Origin of the sequence: Kitasatospora sp. GAS204B (genome assembly GCF_029892155.1) — a bacterium.
Lineage (GTDB): Bacteria > Actinomycetota > Actinomycetes > Streptomycetales > Streptomycetaceae > Kitasatospora.
On record NZ_JARZAG010000014.1, the window covers coordinates 25320 to 44101 of the forward strand.

Consider the following 18782-nt stretch of genomic DNA (forward strand, 5'->3'; position numbering starts at 1 on the left):
TTCGAGTCATGGCACGTCCTTCCTCCTACCCGCCTTGGCTGCGCTGTCGTGCGGTGCGCATGGTCGCCGAGGTCCTCGGTGACTACCCGAACGAGTCGGCCGCATCGCGGGCCGTCGCGCAGAAGCTGGGCATCGGCTCCGCCGAGACGCCGCGCAACTGGGTGCGTCGGGACCAGGTCGACTCCAGGCAGCGTCCGGGGACGACCACGGAGGAGTCCGCGCAGATCAAGGCGATGAAGAAGGAGATCGCCGAACTCAAGCGGGCCAACGACATCGGGTGCGGTTCCTCTGAAGGGAAGTTCTGAGATGGGGGAACGCTGATCGGGGCTGTCCGCGGGAGCGTTCGTCTCTACCGTGGGAGCGGGAGAGGAGTGCGGGATGGGCTCGCTGTTCGAGGAGTTGGAGGCCCGCGAGGCGGCTGCCCGGGTGCGTGTGGAGGGGTTGGAGGCCGAACTCGCCGAGTTGTCCGGGAGGTTGGGTGCGGCTCGGGAGGTGCTGGAGCGGTTGCGGATCGCGCGGGAGACGGTCGCCGAAGTGCTCGCCGAGATGGCGCCGGAGAACTCCCGGGTGCCGGTGGGGCCCGGTGAGGTGTCCACCGCGGGGGTGGCGGACGCGTATGCGGGGGCCGAGCAGCAGGTCATCGGGGGTGCTGACGGTGCCGAACTGGCAGCCCGGGATAGGGACGGAGGTGCTGCCGTCGGTGTACCGGGACATTGTGGAGGCGGTGGCCGATGCCTCGGGGCCCGTCCACGCCAAGCAGATCGTGCCGAGGATCGGGCTGCCGGCCGAGACCGCGAAGATCGAGGGCACGCGGTCGAAGCTGAAGCGGCTCGACGCCTTCTACCGCGTCAGGATCCCGCTGCCGTGCAGCACGGACATGCCGCTGGTCCTCCAAGTCGACGGCAAGGGCGTGGTCATGCGCCCGGAGGCCCTGCGCGAGGCCACCCGCCGGGCCGCCGCGAAAACCGCAGGCGCCCACCGCACACGACTCGCCCCGGGCGAGAAACCCAACCGCAAGCGGATGGCCACCGTCGCCTGCGTCTTCGACACCCGCCCCGCCCCCAGGCGTCCCCACGACGTGATCCACCCACCCGGAGGCCGCAGCGAGACCCGCCGCCCCCGCCCCGGACCGAAGGCCGAGAACAAGTGGTGCACCGCCTCCCTTCTCCGCCCGCCCGAACAGGTCATCGCCGACGCCTTCGACCAGGCCGAAGCCCGCGACCCGAAGCATCTGCGACCCTGGATCGTCCTGGTCGACGGATCCCGCCACCAACTCGACCTGATCACCGCCGAGGCCCACCGACGCGGCGTCACCGTGCACATACTGCTGGACTTCATCCACGTCGCCGAGTTATCCCGGGGAGCTCGCCCGCGCCTTCCACAAACCCGGCACCACCGAGGCCGAGGCCTGGGCGGCAGGCCATCTGACCGCGATCCTGGCAGGCCACGCGGCCCGCATCGCCGTCGAAGTCACCGCCGAGGCGGAGCGCGAGCACCTGTCAGCCACCCGGCGCGAGGCCGTCGACGCCTGCCACCGCTACCCCACTGGCCACCTCGACCAACTCCACTACGACACCGCCCTCGACAAGGGTGGCCGATCGCCACAGGAGCAGTCGAAGGAGCCTGCCGCCACCTGATCGCCGACCGCCTCGACATCACCGGCGCCCGCTGGGGCCTGCCCGGAGCCGAAGCCGTCCTACGACTACGCGCCCTCGTCTCCAACGGCGACCTCGACACCTACCGGCCCTTCCACGCCACCCGCGAGCACCAACGCCTCTACACCCTCACCGCGTGATCAAAAGCTGCACTCGAAACGAACCGCACCCCCTGGAGATCCCGAACAGCCGGCTCAACCGCCGCTCTGCCTGCGTGGAGCGGTGTCGCGCTTGGGATTTTGATCCGTTAGGTGGAGATCGGCGTGCCGCAGAAGGGCAGGCCATCACCGTGCCCTCACTGTGAGTGATATCCGGGAGCCAACAGATGTGTCCGGGCGCACGGACTCGGCCCGATAGGAAGGAATCCCTATGGCAGTGTTTCGAGGAGCCCGTCTGCGCGGCGTGACCGCTGTGGCCAGCGTGGTGGCGGGCTTGGTGGCCATCCCTGCGACGGCCCATGCCGCGACCACCCACGTGCCCTGCGACCCGACCGCACTGAAGAACGCGATCACTGCTGCCAGCCCCGGGGACACCCTGGTGCTGGCGCACAAATGCGTCTACAGCTACGCCACGCCGGAAAGCGGCAGCGACGCTCTGCCGGTGATCACCAAGAAACTCACCATTGAAGGACGCGGCGCCACCATCCAACGGGACCCAACGACAGCAGCCCAATTCCGCATCTTCGAAATCGCCGCCCCCGGGAACCTGGCGCTTGACGATGTCACCGTCCGCAACGGCAGCGCCCCGGGCGGTCCTGGTGGCAACATCTTCGTCGATCCGGGTGGGACCCTCGACCTGAACCGCAGCGTCGTGACGAGCGGTACCGCCACCGATGGCGGCAACATCTTCGCCAATGCGGGTGGGACCATCGACCTCAACCGCAGCGTCGTGAGGAACGGTACCGCCTTCGATGGCGGCGGCTTCTTCATCCTCGCCTCTGGCACCCTGCGGATCCGTCACAGTTCCATCCTCGACAACACCTCGGCAGCATTCGGCGCCGGAATCTCGAGCAGGGGCAACCTGACCATCACCGACGACAGCACGATCAGCGGTAACACCACCGACGGTGTCGGTGGCGGACTCGCCAACAGCGGCCCGGCGACGATCGATAATTCCAAGATCTTCTCGAACACCGCAGCCAGCACCGGTGGCTTCAGAGGCGGCGGAGGGATCTACAACCTCAACCCCGGCACGGTGAACCTGCACAACACCCGGGTGGAACACAACACGGCCACAGCGAAGGGGAGCACGCCGGGAGTGGGCGGGGGCATCGCGAACCAGGGAGCAGCCGCCAGGGTGACGATGGACGGTGGAGTGATCGGACGTAACTCGGCGGAGGGGACCGATGCCCAGGGCGGTGGTGTCTACAACGAGGGTACGTTGAGCACCAAGGGGCTGTTGATCGAACGCAACACCTCCACCGGCACGGGCGCCCAGGGTGGTGGCCTGACCAACAACGGTGGGACCGTCACGCTCACCGGCACCGTGCTCGAGCACAACACTGCCAGCACCCGTCCCGGCGGGATCAACAACAACGCCGGCACGGTGGCGCTGAAATACAGCGCGGTGGAGCACAACAGGCCCACCAACTGCGCTGGCAGCGCAGTCCTGGTGCCCAGCTGCGTGAACTGAACAGCCGGATCAACTGGTCGGGGGCCGCCGTGCCCAGCGCCTCCACGTCCGCCCCGACCAGACCCCCTCTGCCCAGGTCCGGCCCCTCTGCCGGACCGCACCCCGCACCGGTCGGCGCCTCGCCGATCGGCTTCGATCAGTGCCTGACCGGCGCCGAAGCCGTCCTCAAACTCTGTGTCGTGCACACCGACAGCGACCTTGACTACCATCACCCCCGTGGGCACCAGCGCACCTACCCCGACCAGCACGACTACCAACTCGGCACCCGATCAACAACCTTCCCTCAAAAGGAGCCGCACCCTTCTGAAATGATCAGTAGGTCACTGGTATTGAGGTTAGGGTGCGGGGACAGTGGCGCGCAGGGGTGTGTGGCCGGTTGTCCCGGTCACGACGGCCGGCACCTGGGTAGTCGTGGTGTTCCAGGTGACTTCGACCTTCGTGTCGCGGACTCCGTCGCAGTGCACCTTGAGGTGTGCGCTGACGTCTCCGCTGGTGGGGTCCCACCGGGCGGTGCCGTTGACGGTGGCGTCCTCGACCCAGCGCACGTCGTGGAAGGTGAAGGTGGTTGGGGTGCCGCTGGTGGAGGTCCATGACCCGCCCCGCAGTCCGCGGTCGCGCTTCTTGTCGAGGTACCCGTTGCGGGCGATCGCGTCGCCGACCGTGGAGGCGCCGACGGAGGCCGCTCGTAGCGCCCGCCCATCGGCGAAGTTGCCCGAGCTCGGTGTGGCCGGCAGTGCGTCGGCCAGGTGCTGTGGGAAGGCGCCGAGGGCGGGGATGGGCGGAGTTTGTGTGGTGCAGGAAGTGTCGAGGGTGCCGAGGCGGCCCGGGGCGTCGACGAACTGCCGGTACAGGTTCTGCCCGCAGGCTTCCGGGCCCGGCCAGGCCGTGTTGGGCATCGCCGTGATGTGGGTAAGGTTGGGCACGGCGATGAGCCGTGCGGAGGGTCCCAGTTGCCGGGCTACCTGCTCTCCTCCGGCCAAGGGGGTGAGCGAGTCGAGGTCGCCGCCCAGGACGAGGACGGGGACCGTGGCGGGTACCAAGGGCGGGGTAGCCGTGATGGGCGGATCGGTGCGGATCGGGGCCGGCCAGTCCAGGCAGGCGTCATAGGCGTTGGTGTAGGCGTTGACCGTGATCCACTCGGCGGGGGTGAAGGGGGCGAACGGGGCTGAGGGCTCTTCCACCGTGTTCTGCTGCAACTGCCGGGCGCGTTGAGCGGGCGAGGCGGTCATGGAGAACAGCTGTGGGTAGTCGGTGCAGGCCACGGCGAAGTACAGGGCGTCGGAGTAGTCCGGCGGCAGCGGTGTGGTGCCGTCGTAGGTGGTGGACTGGTAGGCCAGGCGCAGCAGCGGGGCGGGGTCGTCGGCGGTGAGCAGGGCCTGGGCGGCAGCTTGCAGGCTCTGGTAGATGGCCGGGTCGCTTCCGGCGTTGTTGACGAGGTCGACCAGGGTTGTCAGGTCGACGGTCTCGTTGACGGTTCCTCCCTTCAGGTCGGTGGTGGGGCCGGTCAGCGTGAATGCACGTAGGCGGGTGGCGAGTTGGGAGATGGTGGCCCAGGCAGGCGCGAGTGCTTGTCGGGTGCAGGCGGGGGCTCGTTGGCAGGCCAGGTCGAAGGCAGTGTGGGCGGTGGATGCGGTGTCGGGGTACCAGGGGTTGAGGCCGAGGACTTCGTAGCTGGCGTCGAGGGTTAGTGAGCGCAGAGTCGCGGGGTAGCGGGAGGCGTAGGCCTGAGCGAACCAGGTGCCGTAGGAGTCGCCGTAGAGGTCGATGCGGGGCAGATTGAGCAGGTGCAGTGTGTCCGCCAGGTCGCGGGTGGCGTTGGCGGTGGCGAAAAGGTCGGAGGCGTGGATCCAGGTGCCGTCAGGGTGCTGCCAGGTGTGGTTCAGCTTCTCGCCGCAGGCGGCGACAGCTTGGGCGAAGTCGGGCCCTGAGGAGTGGTGCGGGTAGGACTGCAGGCCGGGGCAGTTGAGGGCCTGTGAGCTGCCGGTGCCGCGCAGGTCGAACAGGAGCAGGTTGTGGCCTGCCCGCAAGGGGCCGAGCATGGCCAGGTAAGCGCTGTGTGAGCGGGTGGAGGCCCAGCCGGGGCCGCCTTCGACGGCGACGGTAGTGCCTGTGGCCGGGCCGAGGGCTGGGATCCATTCGAAGCCGATGGCGATGGCGGGGCTGTGCGGGTCGGTGCGGTCCAGAGGTAGGGGCACTTGTGCGCACCAGTAGGCGTGGTGGTCGGTGCAGGGGGTTAGTTGGACCGAGCCGAGGCGCAGGGCGGCGCCCTGTGTGTGGGAGGCGGCTGGGGTGACTGCAAGGCTGAGGGCTGTGCCGATGAGCAGAGCGAGGAGCAGACGGCGTGCGCGTGATGCGGGCCTTGAGGTGGATGACCTGTGCCAGGTACGGGCGTTGCGGGCGTGTCGAGTCTTGTCCGGCTTCATGTTCCCCTTGTCAGTAAGGTCGGGGCCACGCGTGGGTCGACTGCGGGCCAGTCGGGGCGTGGTGGCTCCCCAGGAAACTGACATGCCCTCAACAAGTCAAGACGGCGTCGACAACCACCCAGTCCAGGCGGCCGAGATCGGCGTCGCCGCACAGCAGGGCCGCCATGAAACGGTCTGCGCCGATCACCGACCCCAGCTCCGACGAAAGCACTGGCTGCCACCCAGCTCTCGACCGTGATCCGCGAGCACTGGTCCGCGTCTGATCACGCCGAACCGCGAGGACGCCCCCCGCATGCAGACCGGCACCGCACCCCGGGCCATCGGCCACCGCGCGAAACCTGGCCATCGGCACACTGCGGCTCACCGGCCGCACAAACGTCGCCGTCGACCTTCGCCACCATGCCAGTGGCATCACGGCCCCTCACCACCTCGGCATCACGCGACCAAACCGGACACCCGTGGGGACGGCGCAGCTCTGGCACGCCCGGCAGGTCGCTCACATCGCCTCCGCGTGACCGTTCTCGTACCGGGTGGTGCGGCAGCGAGGCGCAGAGCAGAGACCGCGAGCAGAAAGGGGCGCCCGATCGACTCCTGATCAAACCTGATCTCTTGCTGTCATTTTCTTTACAGACTTCGACAATACTCAATCAAAGTCGGCGATAGCCATCAGATCCACATCCCGAGCACCTCCGGAACAGTCAAGATCATCCACGCCCCGCCAGGGCACCACCGAGTCGAATGAAAATTCCTGAGCTTTCATCAGATCCTCTACAAGAAACCAGTTCTGATGATACGTCAGATATTTTACTGGCCTGGCCGCCGACCCCAAGACGTGCGCGCCGGACAGGACCGATGCGCCGCCTTCTTGTTTTGGCGAGGAGATCACAGGCTCCCCAATGACCCTATTGACCGAGAGCAGACAAGCCGAAATGATGCACGTGCCGGAGGTTGCGGCAGGGGCGCCAGCGCGTGCCGCCTGGACCGCGGGTTCCCCGGCACACATCCCATCCGCACCATCGCTCCCCTATCGGAGCGACCTGCCTGAGGGAGAAGCATGGCTGTCTTCGCACGGACCCGCTCGGTCAGTCGGCGCCGCAAGGTCGCGGCTGTCGCAGCGTTGCTGCTGACCGCCGTCACGGCCGGCTCGGCGACCTCCGCCACCGCCGCGCCGATGACCGGGCACGCCGGTCTCACCTGGATCACCTACCAACAGCGCTCGAACGGCGAAGTGCACGTCGGCTTCGACGGCACCTCCAACCCGTGGGTTGGCGACACTCCGGCCTCTGCGGTCCTTCCGATGCTCTGCCTCGACGTCACCAACAGCCCGTTACCGGCCGACCTCAACGCCGACTTCTACGACGGCTGGGCGCGCGGCTGGGTGGGCCTGACCCCGCCCATCACCGGGTACTCGCTGACCAGCCGCGCCACCGCCAATGCCCTGTGCGCCTCGGACTTCGGCCCCGGCTGGCGCGAAGCCGGATTCCACGACGGTCACTACGGCACGGACCTGACCCAGGTCGGTGGCTGGAGCTTCTGGGCTAGGGGCACCATCGCCTCGGGTGTCCGTTTCTGGGTAGCCAACAACGACCAGCCTGCCAATCCCTGGAACTGACGCCCCATCGGTTGAAACGCAGGTGGTAGAGGACGGCGGACATCCGCCCCGGGCGAGCGGCGGCGGCCGCTCGCCCGGGGCGCTGGGATCCTGTCCGAGTCTCTGCTGCTCGCGCTGGGCGGCTCTGCGCCTGGGAAGGTACCTGCTCGGCACCCGCCGCTGATTTCGGACATGCTCCTGGCTCCCAGGGGCGGGGCCCTGACGGCGTTCCGACCTCCAGTCAAGGCCCCGGACGGTCAAAACCGGTCGATGGGTGGTGACGCTGAGCCCCCTTCTTCTCCCTCCCCTCTCTTCCACCCGGTTCCCGCATCGAGGAGGAACGTTGTGGGCGCGCGGGCAGGGCCCCAGCAGGAGGGATCATCGGGCGGGAAGAGATGCTCCTCAGCACTTCTTTTTTAGCCCCGCCAACCGGACCAGCAGGCGCCGCACCGGGCCCTTCGATGTCTGGTCGGTGCTGCGACAGCGTGGCCGGCTCCTCTGGCTGGCTGAGGGGTGTTGCCCTCTCCCGTCGTTGCGCGCTCACGCCGTCGTCCAGGAACTGGCCGGGAGCCATAGGGGTGACTTCCGGTGAGCTTGCCGCGTTGCTCAGGTCCGCCAGAGCGATCGGGTCTTTCGGCGCGGCATCCGTTGACGCCACGGCGGAACCAGTCGCCGCAGTTGCCGGTATCCCCGACTGGGGGATAGCTATCCTCATACCAGCAGCCCGACTGATGCTCACCTCAGCATCCTCTCGGTGGAGGCCCAGAAGTCCTTTTACCTTCTGCAGGATCCAGAAATGGGGGCGAGATTCACGTCGGCGCTGACTGTCAACTTGGTTGAGGCATCCCTCGAGGGCACCGGAGATCTCGGCGAGCCTGACAGCGTTCGGTCTCTCGTCCGGTACGACATCCTCGCCTCTACGCACGACGGCAATGCCTTTCGCATTGACGAGGTCCTCGTGCCGCCCCCTGCCCGCCGGCGGCGGGGAGTGAAGCGCGAATTCGATCTGATAGAGGTGGCCGCTGCTCTTATCCTTGACAGCCTCGCCCTCCTCGGTTCCGTTTATCAATTTTCCGGCCTTGCTCATGGGGTCACTGGGGATGCCATTGACTTCGGCGAACCCACGGGCGGCGCGCGCCGCCTCGTTGACCGCCGTACCGGCCGGCGGAAGTGGCTTCGAATACCCTGCCTGCCCCGCGACCTTTTCGACGGCGGAGTTCGCCTGATCGAGTTTGGCCGGAGGGACATGCGTAGGATTTAACGGCAAAAGGGTTCCGGCCCCGCTCAGCGCTGCATTTGAACTCCTCCTGAAGAAATGCACCACCGTCTGGGTGAGCGGCTGGAAGACACCGTACTGACTTTTTTCGTCGATCGCCCGGAACGGGGTGACCGTCCATCCGATTCGATCTGTCACTTGTCGATCTGTCACTTGCTCTGTCACTTGCTCAGATTCCGGAACCAGCAAATAAGGATCCGTTAATTCATGTAATCGTGCTCGCTTGAGCTTCCCTCCTTCCGCTTGACCAGACCTGAGCTCATCCTCTTTCGCTTGACCAGACCTGAGCTCTTCCTCGTTTTTCTCGGCAAGAATAGGATGGCCGGCGTAGCGGCTTCCAAGGGCGAGGGCGACATCTCCATTGCCCCTCAAGTACTCGAGAAGCTGCTCCTTCGTTCCAACCAGCTTCACTGGGCCAGTATGCTTGAGATTAACAAATTCCTGATAGCTTTCACCGCCGGCACCGTTTGCTGACAACGGTCCAGCGGCAGAATTCACGCCTATTGTACTGGCGTGGAACCTTTCTGCGGGGACAAGCTGATCACCGTTCGCCTGATAATATCGGCTGCGAAGGCCCGTCAAGAACCATGGAAGAAAATTAGGCCTCTGGACGATTAGCTCCGGACGGCTAGCCAGTTCGTTCCTCGCCACCAAAAATCTCACCGGATTAACGCTCGGTCTCAGCTCGGGTGGCGGTTCCGGCATCCTGCCCTCCTAGTGCATGTCCCGAGTGCGCCCCAGGATCCGCATCGATTCGAGCGGCCACGGGAAAACGGGTACAACTTCCGATGGTCAATTGTGTGCCTCGCGGGAGGCGCGGGGCATCCGGGAAACTACTAAAAACCTCGCCCAGGATGCTGCTGCGCCGGCGTGCGGTCGGGCCAGCCAGCCCTGCGGTCAGCTTCCGGTAGACCAGCCGGTAGGCGATCGGCGGAAACAAACATATTTCCGAGTACCTTTGAGGCCGCTCAGGGGCGCCAACGCTGCAGCCGGCGCCAAGCCGGAGGCCCGTGTGCGGCCAGCGGCTTGGCGCCGAACTGCAGAGCCTGAACCCGCCGCACCCTGCTGCATGGCGCCCGAGCCGAACCTGAAGTCTGGCCCAGACTCTCCCATCACCAACCAATCTGCTGCGCCTCTATCGGTGGGTCACTGTCAATGCTGCGGGTTTCCCCCAGGAGGATGCTGCGTGCGGTTTCCCCCAGGCGGATGCTGCGTGCGAGCGCGCTGCCGCTTAGATAAATCCTGCTGGTGATTACTCGATGCCACTGGCTGCGTGGAAGCACGAGGAGCGCTAGGGCCCGAATCCCCAGCGTGCGTTTCCCGCGGTGTGGTCGGCGCCGATTGAGATTGAGACGCCCTAGTAGATGAAGGCGCCATGGGATGCGTGAACGAACTCGCTTCAACAACGGGCCCCGGCGTTACCGTCACATTTGGTCCAGGCTCCACAGTTTCCCGGGGTGATTGCGCGAACGTCTCACTCTGACGCAGGTGTGTCGACATCTCACGCGACTCCCTGGGCGTTCCGACCGGCGTCCCCCCGAATTTCAACTCCGTCGCAGGCAAATCCCTCTCAGGCCCACCAAATAGCCTTCTGACTCCATTGGATAGTTTTCTGAATCCAGCACCACCCGCATGCATTAAAGGATCACTGGCATCATAGATTCCTTTTCCGACTACTCCCAGTACCGCCAGAGCAGCGGGGACCGCGACAACAGCACCAGCAGCAGCTAACGAAAAAGGTGCCGCAACAGCAGCTGCGACACCAAGCGTAGCAATGCCAATCGACGCGGCAAGCGGATGACTCTTGACCCACCCCCACGACTTCGACACCGAGTCCGCGACGGAGCCCTTGAATTCGGACCATGCCGCACCAAGGTTCACGGATACGCCAGTCGCCCCCTGCTGGCCATCCGTCGATCCGCCCAGAGACGACCTCGGGCTGGGAGTACTCATGATTGCGTACCTCCGCACTTCAGAACGGCTCGTCCATCGGGTCTGCCGCCAGTTCGAACTCCAAGGAGACACTGGAAGTCCAAGCTACTATCGGCAGGGCTTAAAGAAATCCCGGAAAATACCTAGGTCTTCACTGCTCTCCAGCTGTGCCGGAGCCCGCGTCTCCGCTCTCACGGGTAGCCCTCGTATCGATGCTTCACAGGGTCGAGGGCCTGGCCAGCTGTGGCGTGGGCAGGGCGGCGAGTGGCTGAACGTCTCATCAAGGAACCTCAGCCTTCTGGTGGTCCACCGTGATCGCGTGAAGCTCTCAAAGTGGGCTGCGCGCAACGGCGTGCGCTACCAGACCGCGTGGACTTGGGTGAAGGACGGCAGAATGCCGGTCCCCGTCGTCCAGCCCCCGTCCGTAGCCGGCTCGTTCCCGAGCCGGACCCCGAGACGATTGGACAGGTCGTGGCATACTGCCGGGTCTCCTCGGCGGACCAGGAATCCGATCGCGATCGGCAAGTCGCCCGTGTCCTCGAGGACGCCACCAAGCAAGGTCTGGCCGCGGGCGAGGTCGTCGCCGAGGTCGGCTCCGCGCTCAATGGCCGCCGCCACAGGCTGTACCTCGTCCTGTCGGACCCTGCGGAAAGGTCGGCGTCCTCGAAAGGGCCGGCCGTCAGGGCGGCCACCGCATCGCGTGCCCTCCCGCGCAGGGCCCACCCGCAGTGCGGCAGCGCGCAGCCAGGCCACCAGATGCTCCCGTGTACCGAACGGAGCGGCGAGCGCGATCCGTAGCAGTCCTCCGTCCTCGGCGAGGCACCGCAGCGCCCGCCCCGCATCCGTGACCAGACGCGGATGCGGGGCCCAGGGTCATCGGCGCCACACACCGGCGCCGGGGACAGCGCCCGCGCCCGGGCAGCGGCCAGGGTCAAGAGGCGGGAAACGCGCGCATCGGCGCCGTCCTCCACCAGCGGCTCCAGAGTGGCCCCGCGCCGCTCTCGTGTCCCCCGGCATCACCACCGTCGCAGCCGGAGCATCGACGCTCGAAAGGCGAAGGGCGTCATCGCTCAGGCTCCCACCGGGTCATGGCACGAAACCAGCTTGGTGCCATCTACGAACGCCGCCTCGATCTGGAGCAACGGCAGCAGCTCGCGGACACCGTTCATCACGTCCTGGGTGCCGACAGCCTGCTTGCCGATCTCCATGCACTCGGCCACGCTACGTCCCTCGCGGGCGCCCGCCAGGATGCTCTCGCTGATCAGTGCGCAGGCCTCGATATAGTTGAGCTTCACACCGCACTCGCGGCGCTGGCGGGCCGAGTTGGCGACCATGAAGATGGTGAGCTTGTCGATATCGCGCGGAGACAGCTTCATCGGTTACCTCCAGGGAAACCCCGGACTTTGGGCCGGGGAGGGATTGGATTTCCCGCGTGGCGGGGTGGGGAAGGCCGAGTCGCCGTAAAGGCGGCCCGGCGTCTGGGTGGATGATCGCCTGCGGTCGGTCACAAGGTGAGTGGCTATCGTGTGACCCGTGGCCACGCGACGGCTGGCTGACGCTGGCGAAGATGAGCGAGCCGCTGGCGATCGTGTGGCCCCGCCCCCTTCCCGAGGGCAGCGCGCCGACCACAGTCAGCGTGACGCAAGACGGTGCGGGCCGCTGGTTCGTCTCCATGCTGTGCGAGGACCGGCCCACGCCAATGCCCGACACCGGTGCAGCCGTCGGTATCGACGCGGGCATCACGTCCCTGCTCGCCCTTTCCCTCCCGATCGAGAGGCTGAGCAACGAGCGCGGGAAGATCCACAACCCGAAGCACGAGCGCGGGGACCGGCAACGTCTGGCGAAGGCGCAGCGGGACCTGTCCCGCAAGGCACAGGGCAGCAACAACCGGGCCAAGGCCCGGCTCAAGGTCGGCCGGGCACACGCCCGGATCGCGGATCGCCGCAGGGATTTCCTGCACAAGGTCACCACCGCTCGTGTGTGAGAACTGTGAGAATCGGGGTGTGCTGTCCCGGGCTGCGGCTTGACCCGCGTGAGGACGGACCGTGGTGTCCTGATCGACCAGCGCCACGCCTGGCGCTCGACGACGACTGCGCGGTTCCCGTGCCCACCGGACGACGCAGATGACGACCTGTGGGGAGCCGACTCACCGATTGTCGACGTCACGCGATCCCTGCCTTGGGACGAAAAGCGCACCGCCGCCCCGGACAGAGGCCGAGGAGTGGCTCCCAGCGGCCAAGCCTGTCCCGCACTGGTTGAGCATGAAGAGCGCGCATGACCGGGGAGGATGGCGCGGCTTGCGCCCTTCGGCCGCTGTGACCGCTCCGGCGGCAAAGCCGACAAGCCCGCAGAATTCCACTTGGTCCGCGTCGGCATACCAGCTCGCCCCCGCCTGAGCAACAGGAGTACGGCTTCCACGATCATGGGGGTCCGGACAGCCCACTGCTCCGCGCCGGCCACCGGCGGACTTTGCCATTGGGTTCGTCGCCACCGCTCCCCCTGGCACTGTCAACCGGTCGGGCCGCTGCAAGTACCCGGGCAGTGATCCGGCTTCGACGGTTGGCGGTTTGCTTCACGACTCTCCCCTGATTCTCCAGAGACAACAGAAAATTGTCGGACCATCACCGACTGCCCTTCAGCGATCGGCTCGCATTCAGCGCACAGGCGCGGCGCCTCATTTCGATCAGCAGAACTTCTCGGTGCTGATCGATGGGCAGATAGTAGGCATACGAGCCGATTGGCTGGAATCGACGAACGTCGCCCACATCCCCCTACCAAAGAACTAGCGTCTTCCGACAGGTTCACCCATGGGTCACCGGGATGCGGGTGCGCCGCAGGCTGTCGCCCGCCCAACCCGCCGACCCTGCCGCTCGCCCGCTTGCCTCAACAGGCGCAAGCCTCGCACGGTCCGCGACGTGGCACCCGTGCCCGTCCGCCCCAGCACTGGCCTCAGGTCGCTCTCCACCACTTCCGAGCCCGGGCAGAACGTCTGCCGCGTCTCTCGGCACACGAAGCAATCCACCACCAGACCCATCGCCTCCCCGGAGCCGTCCCGCCACCCGTGCGCCACCATGGCCTCCACGGCCGCATCGGATCTGTTTGCCACAGACGATCACGATCGTGGCGGCCGTAGCCATACCCGCAGTCGCCCCGCCCCAGCTGACCAACCCCGACACGTCACGGATCACGACCTACAGCAGCCGTTTCAGATTTTACCCCCGCGCTTTGGCTGACTACTATCGCCCACCGTACCGCGCCGAAGCAAATTAAAGATAGAAGAATTCCTAGTCCCGTTCACCGTATTCTCGGGCCGCTTTTCGATGCTCGCGAGCCGATCCGCTAGTTGTGGCAGGTTCGGTCTGATCGAAATTCTCGGAGCTTGTTGATTCACCACTGCGGCCAGTTCCTCATTCTTCCACTCCCTCAATGGCTCCGGGGCGGGAATTCCAGTATCCTCAAGCCTTCCGACAAACTCCCTGAGTGCCCACTGGACCTTATGTGCATCACCCTCGCTCGGAGATTTGTTCCTGTATGCATCAAATGCTGGCGCGAGATTTGAATAGGCCGCGCTCGCCGTTGCCCTCAGATACCCCTGATATACGTCAACAAATCCTCTGTACTGGATAGTATTCCATTGCCGAAAATTCTCCGCTCCACTCTGGTATTTCTCCATTGCATCCCAGGTTCTCCTGATTTCCTCTGCTCTCGGGTCCGACGCCTGGAGTAGATGGCTGAAGACCAAGAGGCTGCCGGCGGCAAAGGCCTCTTTGGGACTGGGAGGTGCGTCGTTGAATTTCGAAATCAGGAGGTCGGCTGTTACTCTTGCCATCTTTGCTTCATCGAGAGCCAGGTCGTTCCTGGTTTTCGGGTCAACCTGCGCAGCCAGATACACGTTTCTCTCCGTGCGTGGCAGGGGGTCTACGCCTAGACTCTTCTTGATCAGCCCGGTCTCGCCCTCGTACTGCTCTTTTCCGAGTTTCAGCTCGGCAGCCGTCGCCTCGCCGCGTGCTATCCGGCTAATCGCGGCATCAATCACCGTCAGGGGGAAGTCGTGGCCCTGCCATGCGGTTAACATTTTCTGGTACTGCTTCGGGGCGAGGCCTGGGTTCCCGGCCACCACGAATACCGCCTGGGCGGTCCCCTGCTGATAGTGGCGAAGTTCGTGCAGCATGAATTCGGCGCGCACATCCGAATCGGTCTTCGACATTCCATTCCGACCGGAAGGTGCAGCAGACACAGAAAGCGATGATGCCTCGAAGGCTGCGTGAAGAGTCCGATCGGCCCCGTGGCCAGGATCCTTCTGGACCTCGTCCTTCAAGGTGACCGGAGGGAATCCATCCTTCCCCAGGTGGGCGTTTATATAATCGACCAGCAGCCGAGTGTACACATGCGCATCCTCCTTGGGTATCACCAGGTTCCCTTTCGTGTCCTTTTGGGCAAGCAGCACGAACTGGTTGTCTGCAAATTTGCTGTAGGAGCGAAAAAATTCTTTGTCATTGAGATCCGCGAACATGCCGCCTCCAAGTGGATTGCAGAATTTGGAATTTCCAGCCCTCCCGTCACCGCCGCTCAGGACGCAGAGTCATCGGCTGGAATTACATCCTGGCCACTGCTAGCGACGATCTCCTCGTGTAGATTCTCCCGCGCCCTACTGCTCCATGGGTAGGTACAAATACTGCTCGGTGCCCCGAGACGGTGGTGGTACGTTCCTGTCCAGCGGGTGCTCGTGGTCACCTCACCGCAGCATCCGGCGCGGCTCGAACCGCGCGACCTTCTGGGCCCCCGGTGCCCAAGAGACCTGGAGTGCCCACCGTCCGACAGGTCGTCGGCTAGCTCACTGAGCTCTTTCAGGGCAGCGGGACGGCGGCGTTCACGCGTTCATCCTGGGCACTGTAGTCGCGGGGAGCTGCCGCCGGCCCGGGATCGGAGCCGAACTCATCGCCGAGGCGGCCCGGCAAGCCAGCGAAGCCGGATGCGAATGGCTGCACGCCGGGGTCGGGAAGACGGACGCAAAGGACGCCTTCGTCATCCCGGACCAGGCCCGCATGCGCACGACCTCCAGGTGATGCGCTGCGGCGGCGACATCGCGGTGGACCTGCGAATCCTCACAGCAGCTGTAGATCGTGATCTTGGCTGTCCGTGGTCATGTGGTGGTGGTTGTGGTGATCCGAATCTGCGATGGAGCCACTCAACGTACAGACCCTCGTTGCGGCTCGATTCTCCACTGTCGGGAAGCGCAACCCCGCTACCGCGATCTGCGGCGGATGGCGGCAGCGGCTACGGCCACCGCGGCCATGAACGCTGGAATCAGCACGACGAACGCGAGTGGCGCTGATTCGTCGAAGCCCGGTTTGTTGTCGATAGCGCCAACGATGGGGTCCGAGAAGAAGGGCGCGCCGCCCTTCGTGCTGCTTGGCGAGGCAGTCGGTGGCGAACTCTTCCTACTCCCAGACACCCTCGCGCTGGGACTTGGACCAGGTGCACGCGACCGAGTCGGAGACGGCAAGGGAGGCGAGGAAGAGGGCGAGGGCGGGGTCGTCGAAAGCGACGTAGCAGGAGAGGGTGCCGACAACGACACCAGCGGCGGCGCGGCTGGCGTGATTGGGGATGTGGGCTGGGTTCCTGCCAGGGGGATACCGGTGGCGGTCGTCCCGCCCACCGGTCCGGGGGGTGGGACGGCCGCAAGTGCGGGGCTGGGGGGCAAGGTGAGCAGGGGTGGGGAGATGGGTGTGTTTGCCGGTCCTGTGCTGGTTGCCGTGGTGGCGGAGGTTGTTCCGCCGGTGGGGGCGGAGGTTGTTCCGCCGGTGGTGGCGGAGGTTGTTCCGCCGGTAGGGACGGCGGGGGGACTGGTGGTGGACGGGACGGAGCGGCAGGTGGGGCCGGGTGGGACCTGAAGGGTGACGGTGTTGGAGGTGGTGGGGGGGAATCCGGTGGTGCTCTGGGTGGACTGGTCTGCGATCGAGGTGATGGTGCAGTCGTTGGCGACGATGGTCTGGAAACACATCTGGACGGGGTCGCCTACGAATGTGACCGTCATGCTCGGAGTGTTGGTGGTGAAGTCGCTGGTGTTGTTCAGGGCGATGTCCGCTCTGACGGTGATGGGGGCCGTGGTGGTGACGGGTACGGCCGATAGATCGGTGCTCTGGGTGGCGGGGTTGATGGGGAGGGTCGCGATCGGGTTGTTGGCGGAGTCGGTGACTGTCACGAAGGAGCTGGCGTAGTCGACGTTGGCGGCGGTCAGGCCGGCCAGTTGCAGGGTTCCGTAGGCGCTGTAATGGCCCGTCGCGCCGTCGCAGTAGAACTGCCGCGGGTCCAGGGTCGTTGTCGCCTTTGTCTTGACGCAGGGGGATTGGCCGGTAATGGGATCCATGGACCACAGGTAGCCGGCGTCGCCGAGACCGAAGGCGCACTGCCCGTCGAAGGCGTAGCCGTAGGGCCGGGTGTCACCGCCGTGTACATTGGCCGGCCCCTGCAGGCTGCCGCCCGTGCCGAAGGAAGAGCAGGCCGCCTGGGCCACCCAGTCGTAGCAGATGTTGTTCGACGCGCCCCCCCACACCGGGAACAGCGACTCCAGGTGGTGGCCCGGCGGGGTAAGCACCGCGGGGGGCATGTAAACGGTGCTGGCGCCGAAGTTGTTGGCTGCCAGGAGCGTGCTGAGTCCCGGTGGTGCGGCCACCGGATTGCCAGCGAAGTCGAAGCAGACGGCGGTACCGGTCGGCGGGGTGCCGCTATCGCCCGCCACGGTCGAGCACACCGAGGTGGCGGTGCCTGCCGGGCTGTAAGCGGTGAAGAGACTGTACGCGGAGAAGACCGACCCGATCGGCCCGGTGGAGATGGTCTTCGGGGTGGTCCAGCCTGCGCATGCTCCGCCGGCCGCCGGATCGAAGCACCCGATGAGCGCGCCCGTGGACGTCGCGTTCACCTCGGTGACGTAGACCTTGCCGGCGATGGCATCCAGCGTCCCGGCCAAGCCGGTGGGTGTCGGCGAGGTCGATGCTGTCCTGTCCGCGGGCATGCCGATGCCGAACACCCCGCAGGCACCATTCGACGACGGGTCGAAGCACAGGATCTGGCCGTTGGAGGAGAACACGTACATCTTGCCGTTCGGGGTCTGGACCACACCCGAGACCGCGTTGCCGCCCGCACCGGCCACCGCGGTCTGCAACGGGGTGAACCCGCAGCTCTGCTGGGCCTGCAGGTCCAGACAGCCGACACCGATCTTCGTGGACCCCGAGGCGCTGGAGACACCCGGGTAGTACAGCTTCGAGCCGATCACCACGAATTTCGGGTCAAGGCTGCTGCCGACGTCTCCGGTCAGGGCGCCGACTGCGGAGGAGTTCATCGGCTGGGGCCAGTTGCGGGCCGCACCGGTGGGCGAGGGGCAGGGGCCGTTCGTCAGGCGGTTCGTGCACGCCACGTTCGGCCCGGTCGCCACGAAGTGGTAGAGGTTCCAGATCTCTGGTGTGGACACGCCGTTGATCGTCGCCGTGTACACGATCGGGATGAATCCGTCGCCCCCCGTGAAGGTGTTGACAGGCGACGCCGGCGCGGTGAGCAGGGTGGAGGTCGCTGTCGCCGGCGAGAGGACCGCCGCGCTCCTCGCCTGGACGACATCCGTGGCCGTCCCCGGATCCGTGGAGGAGAAACTGTTCCCCCCGTCCGTCGACCACTGCCCCACGAAGCCCGGCGGCACCCGCAGCGAGCCCGGGACATACGTCTGGCTCACCCCGGCCCCCTGGATCGGATCGGCGATGACCGCCCCCGCCGGCGAAGGACTCGGATTCGCGTACGACGTCACCCATCGCACCGTGTCGCCGTGGCCCGCCACCGTCGTACTCCCGGTCGCGACATCCGTCCCCGTTTTGCTCACCGGTGTACCGGCCGCCATCACCCGTGCCGCCCACGGCAAGGGGGAAAGCGTCACGCTCACCGCCAACAGAAACACCACCCCAGCCCAGCACAGCCGCCCGGTGAGCCCTCCTGCACCACGCCCCTGGTGCCGGCGTACCGGCACCGGGGTGCAGGACTTGCGGACCGTTCCCTTTGGTGCTCGCGCCAGGAACGCCCGAGTGGTCATCCCCACCACGGACCGGCCGGCCTCCCAGCCCTGCTCCCCCGCTTCACGTCTCATCAAGCACCCGATTCCCGCAGACCCAAACGATCCTGACGCTCCGACAGGGCGACACGGCGACTATCGCCGAGGCGGGCCACCGTCATTCCCTTCGGCCGCTGCCCACCACCCCCGGACAATGCCTGGGGCGTCTGTGGCCGCG

At 66.1% G+C, this 18782-nt stretch carries 10 protein-coding genes and 3 pseudogenes; 6 read left to right on the forward strand and 7 right to left on the reverse strand.

Features of this window, described 5'->3' with window-relative positions:
* The first annotated feature begins 8 nt into the window (after window positions 1-8).
* The 3 genes and pseudogenes from P3T41_RS20175 to P3T41_RS20185 all read left to right on the forward strand — a co-directional run bounded on the left by P3T41_RS20175 (window position 9) and on the right by P3T41_RS20185 (window position 3287).
* Window positions 9-305, forward strand: coding sequence for a hypothetical protein (locus P3T41_RS20175; protein ID WP_280691358.1), 297 nt, complete (start codon window positions 9-11; stop codon window positions 303-305).
* A gap of 524 nt (window positions 306-829) precedes the next feature.
* A pseudogene (locus P3T41_RS20180) lies at window positions 830-1795 on the forward strand (ISKra4 family transposase); the annotation flags it as partial.
* Between the two features lie 262 nt (window positions 1796-2057).
* Complete coding sequence (locus P3T41_RS20185; protein ID WP_280691359.1) at window positions 2058-3287, forward strand: hypothetical protein; 1230 nt, start codon at window positions 2058-2060, stop codon at window positions 3285-3287.
* A gap of 335 nt (window positions 3288-3622) precedes the next feature.
* Here P3T41_RS20185 and P3T41_RS20190 read toward each other — a convergent pair whose 3' ends face one another.
* Together P3T41_RS20190 and P3T41_RS20195 are read right to left on the reverse strand one after the other, a co-directional pair.
* Window positions 3623-5482: an alpha/beta hydrolase gene (locus P3T41_RS20190; protein ID WP_280691360.1), complete on the reverse strand. Its 1860-nt coding sequence runs from the start codon at window positions 5480-5482 to the stop codon at window positions 3623-3625.
* 871 nt (window positions 5483-6353) lie between these two features.
* A complete protein-coding gene (locus P3T41_RS20195) occupies window positions 6354-6596 on the reverse strand; it encodes a hypothetical protein (protein WP_280691361.1) in 243 nt (80 codons plus the stop codon).
* 168 nt (window positions 6597-6764) lie between these two features.
* On the opposite strand from P3T41_RS20195, the gene P3T41_RS20200 reads away from it, so the two are divergent.
* Window positions 6765-7322 (forward strand): hypothetical protein, encoded by a 558-nt coding sequence (locus tag P3T41_RS20200; protein ID WP_280691362.1) that lies wholly within the window; start codon window positions 6765-6767, stop codon window positions 7320-7322.
* Window positions 7323-7542: 220 nt separating this feature from the next.
* Here the strand turns inward: P3T41_RS20200 and P3T41_RS20205 are convergent, their stop codons facing one another.
* From P3T41_RS20205 to ureA, 3 genes are all read right to left on the reverse strand, one after another.
* Window positions 7543-9075 (reverse strand): hypothetical protein, encoded by a 1533-nt coding sequence (locus P3T41_RS20205; protein ID WP_280691363.1) that lies wholly within the window; start codon window positions 9073-9075, stop codon window positions 7543-7545.
* Window positions 9076-10866: 1791 nt separating this feature from the next.
* Window positions 10867-11127, reverse strand: a complete 261-nt coding sequence (locus P3T41_RS20210) for a hypothetical protein (RefSeq protein WP_280691364.1) — start codon at window positions 11125-11127, stop codon at window positions 10867-10869.
* Window positions 11128-11579: 452 nt separating this feature from the next.
* Entirely contained in the window at window positions 11580-11885 is a 306-nt protein-coding gene (gene ureA / locus P3T41_RS20215; RefSeq protein ID WP_280691365.1) for an urease subunit gamma, read from the reverse strand.
* Between the two features lie 164 nt (window positions 11886-12049).
* Between ureA and P3T41_RS20220 the strand changes: the two are divergent.
* Window positions 12050-12481, forward strand: a pseudogene (locus tag P3T41_RS20220) (transposase); the annotation flags it as partial.
* 1233 nt (window positions 12482-13714) lie between these two features.
* Here the strand turns inward: P3T41_RS20220 and P3T41_RS20225 are convergent.
* Window positions 13715-15022, reverse strand: coding sequence for a hypothetical protein (locus tag P3T41_RS20225; protein ID WP_280691366.1), 1308 nt, complete (start codon window positions 15020-15022; stop codon window positions 13715-13717).
* 346 nt (window positions 15023-15368) lie between these two features.
* Here P3T41_RS20225 and P3T41_RS20230 point away from each other — a divergent pair.
* A pseudogene (locus tag P3T41_RS20230) lies at window positions 15369-15497 on the forward strand (GNAT family N-acetyltransferase); the annotation flags it as partial.
* Between the two features lie 257 nt (window positions 15498-15754).
* Here the strand turns inward: P3T41_RS20230 and P3T41_RS20235 are convergent.
* Window positions 15755-18457, reverse strand: a complete 2703-nt coding sequence (locus P3T41_RS20235; RefSeq protein WP_280691367.1) for a hypothetical protein — start codon at window positions 18455-18457, stop codon at window positions 15755-15757.
* Between the last annotated feature and the right edge of the window lie 325 nt (window positions 18458-18782).

Bases quoted from the DNA above. Each gene is read 5' to 3' on its own strand.
- ureA (WP_280691365.1), bottom strand. From the start codon at position 11,885: ATGAAGCTGTCTCCGCGCGATATCGACAAGCTCACCATCTTCATGGTC.
- P3T41_RS20200 (WP_280691362.1), top strand. From the start codon at position 6,765: ATGGCTGTCTTCGCACGGACCCGCTCGGTCAGTCGGCGCCGCAAGGTC.
- P3T41_RS20175 (WP_280691358.1), top strand. From the start codon at position 9: ATGGCACGTCCTTCCTCCTACCCGCCTTGGCTGCGCTGTCGTGCGGTG.
- P3T41_RS20225 (WP_280691366.1), bottom strand. From the start codon at position 15,022: ATGTTCGCGGATCTCAATGACAAAGAATTTTTTCGCTCCTACAGCAAA.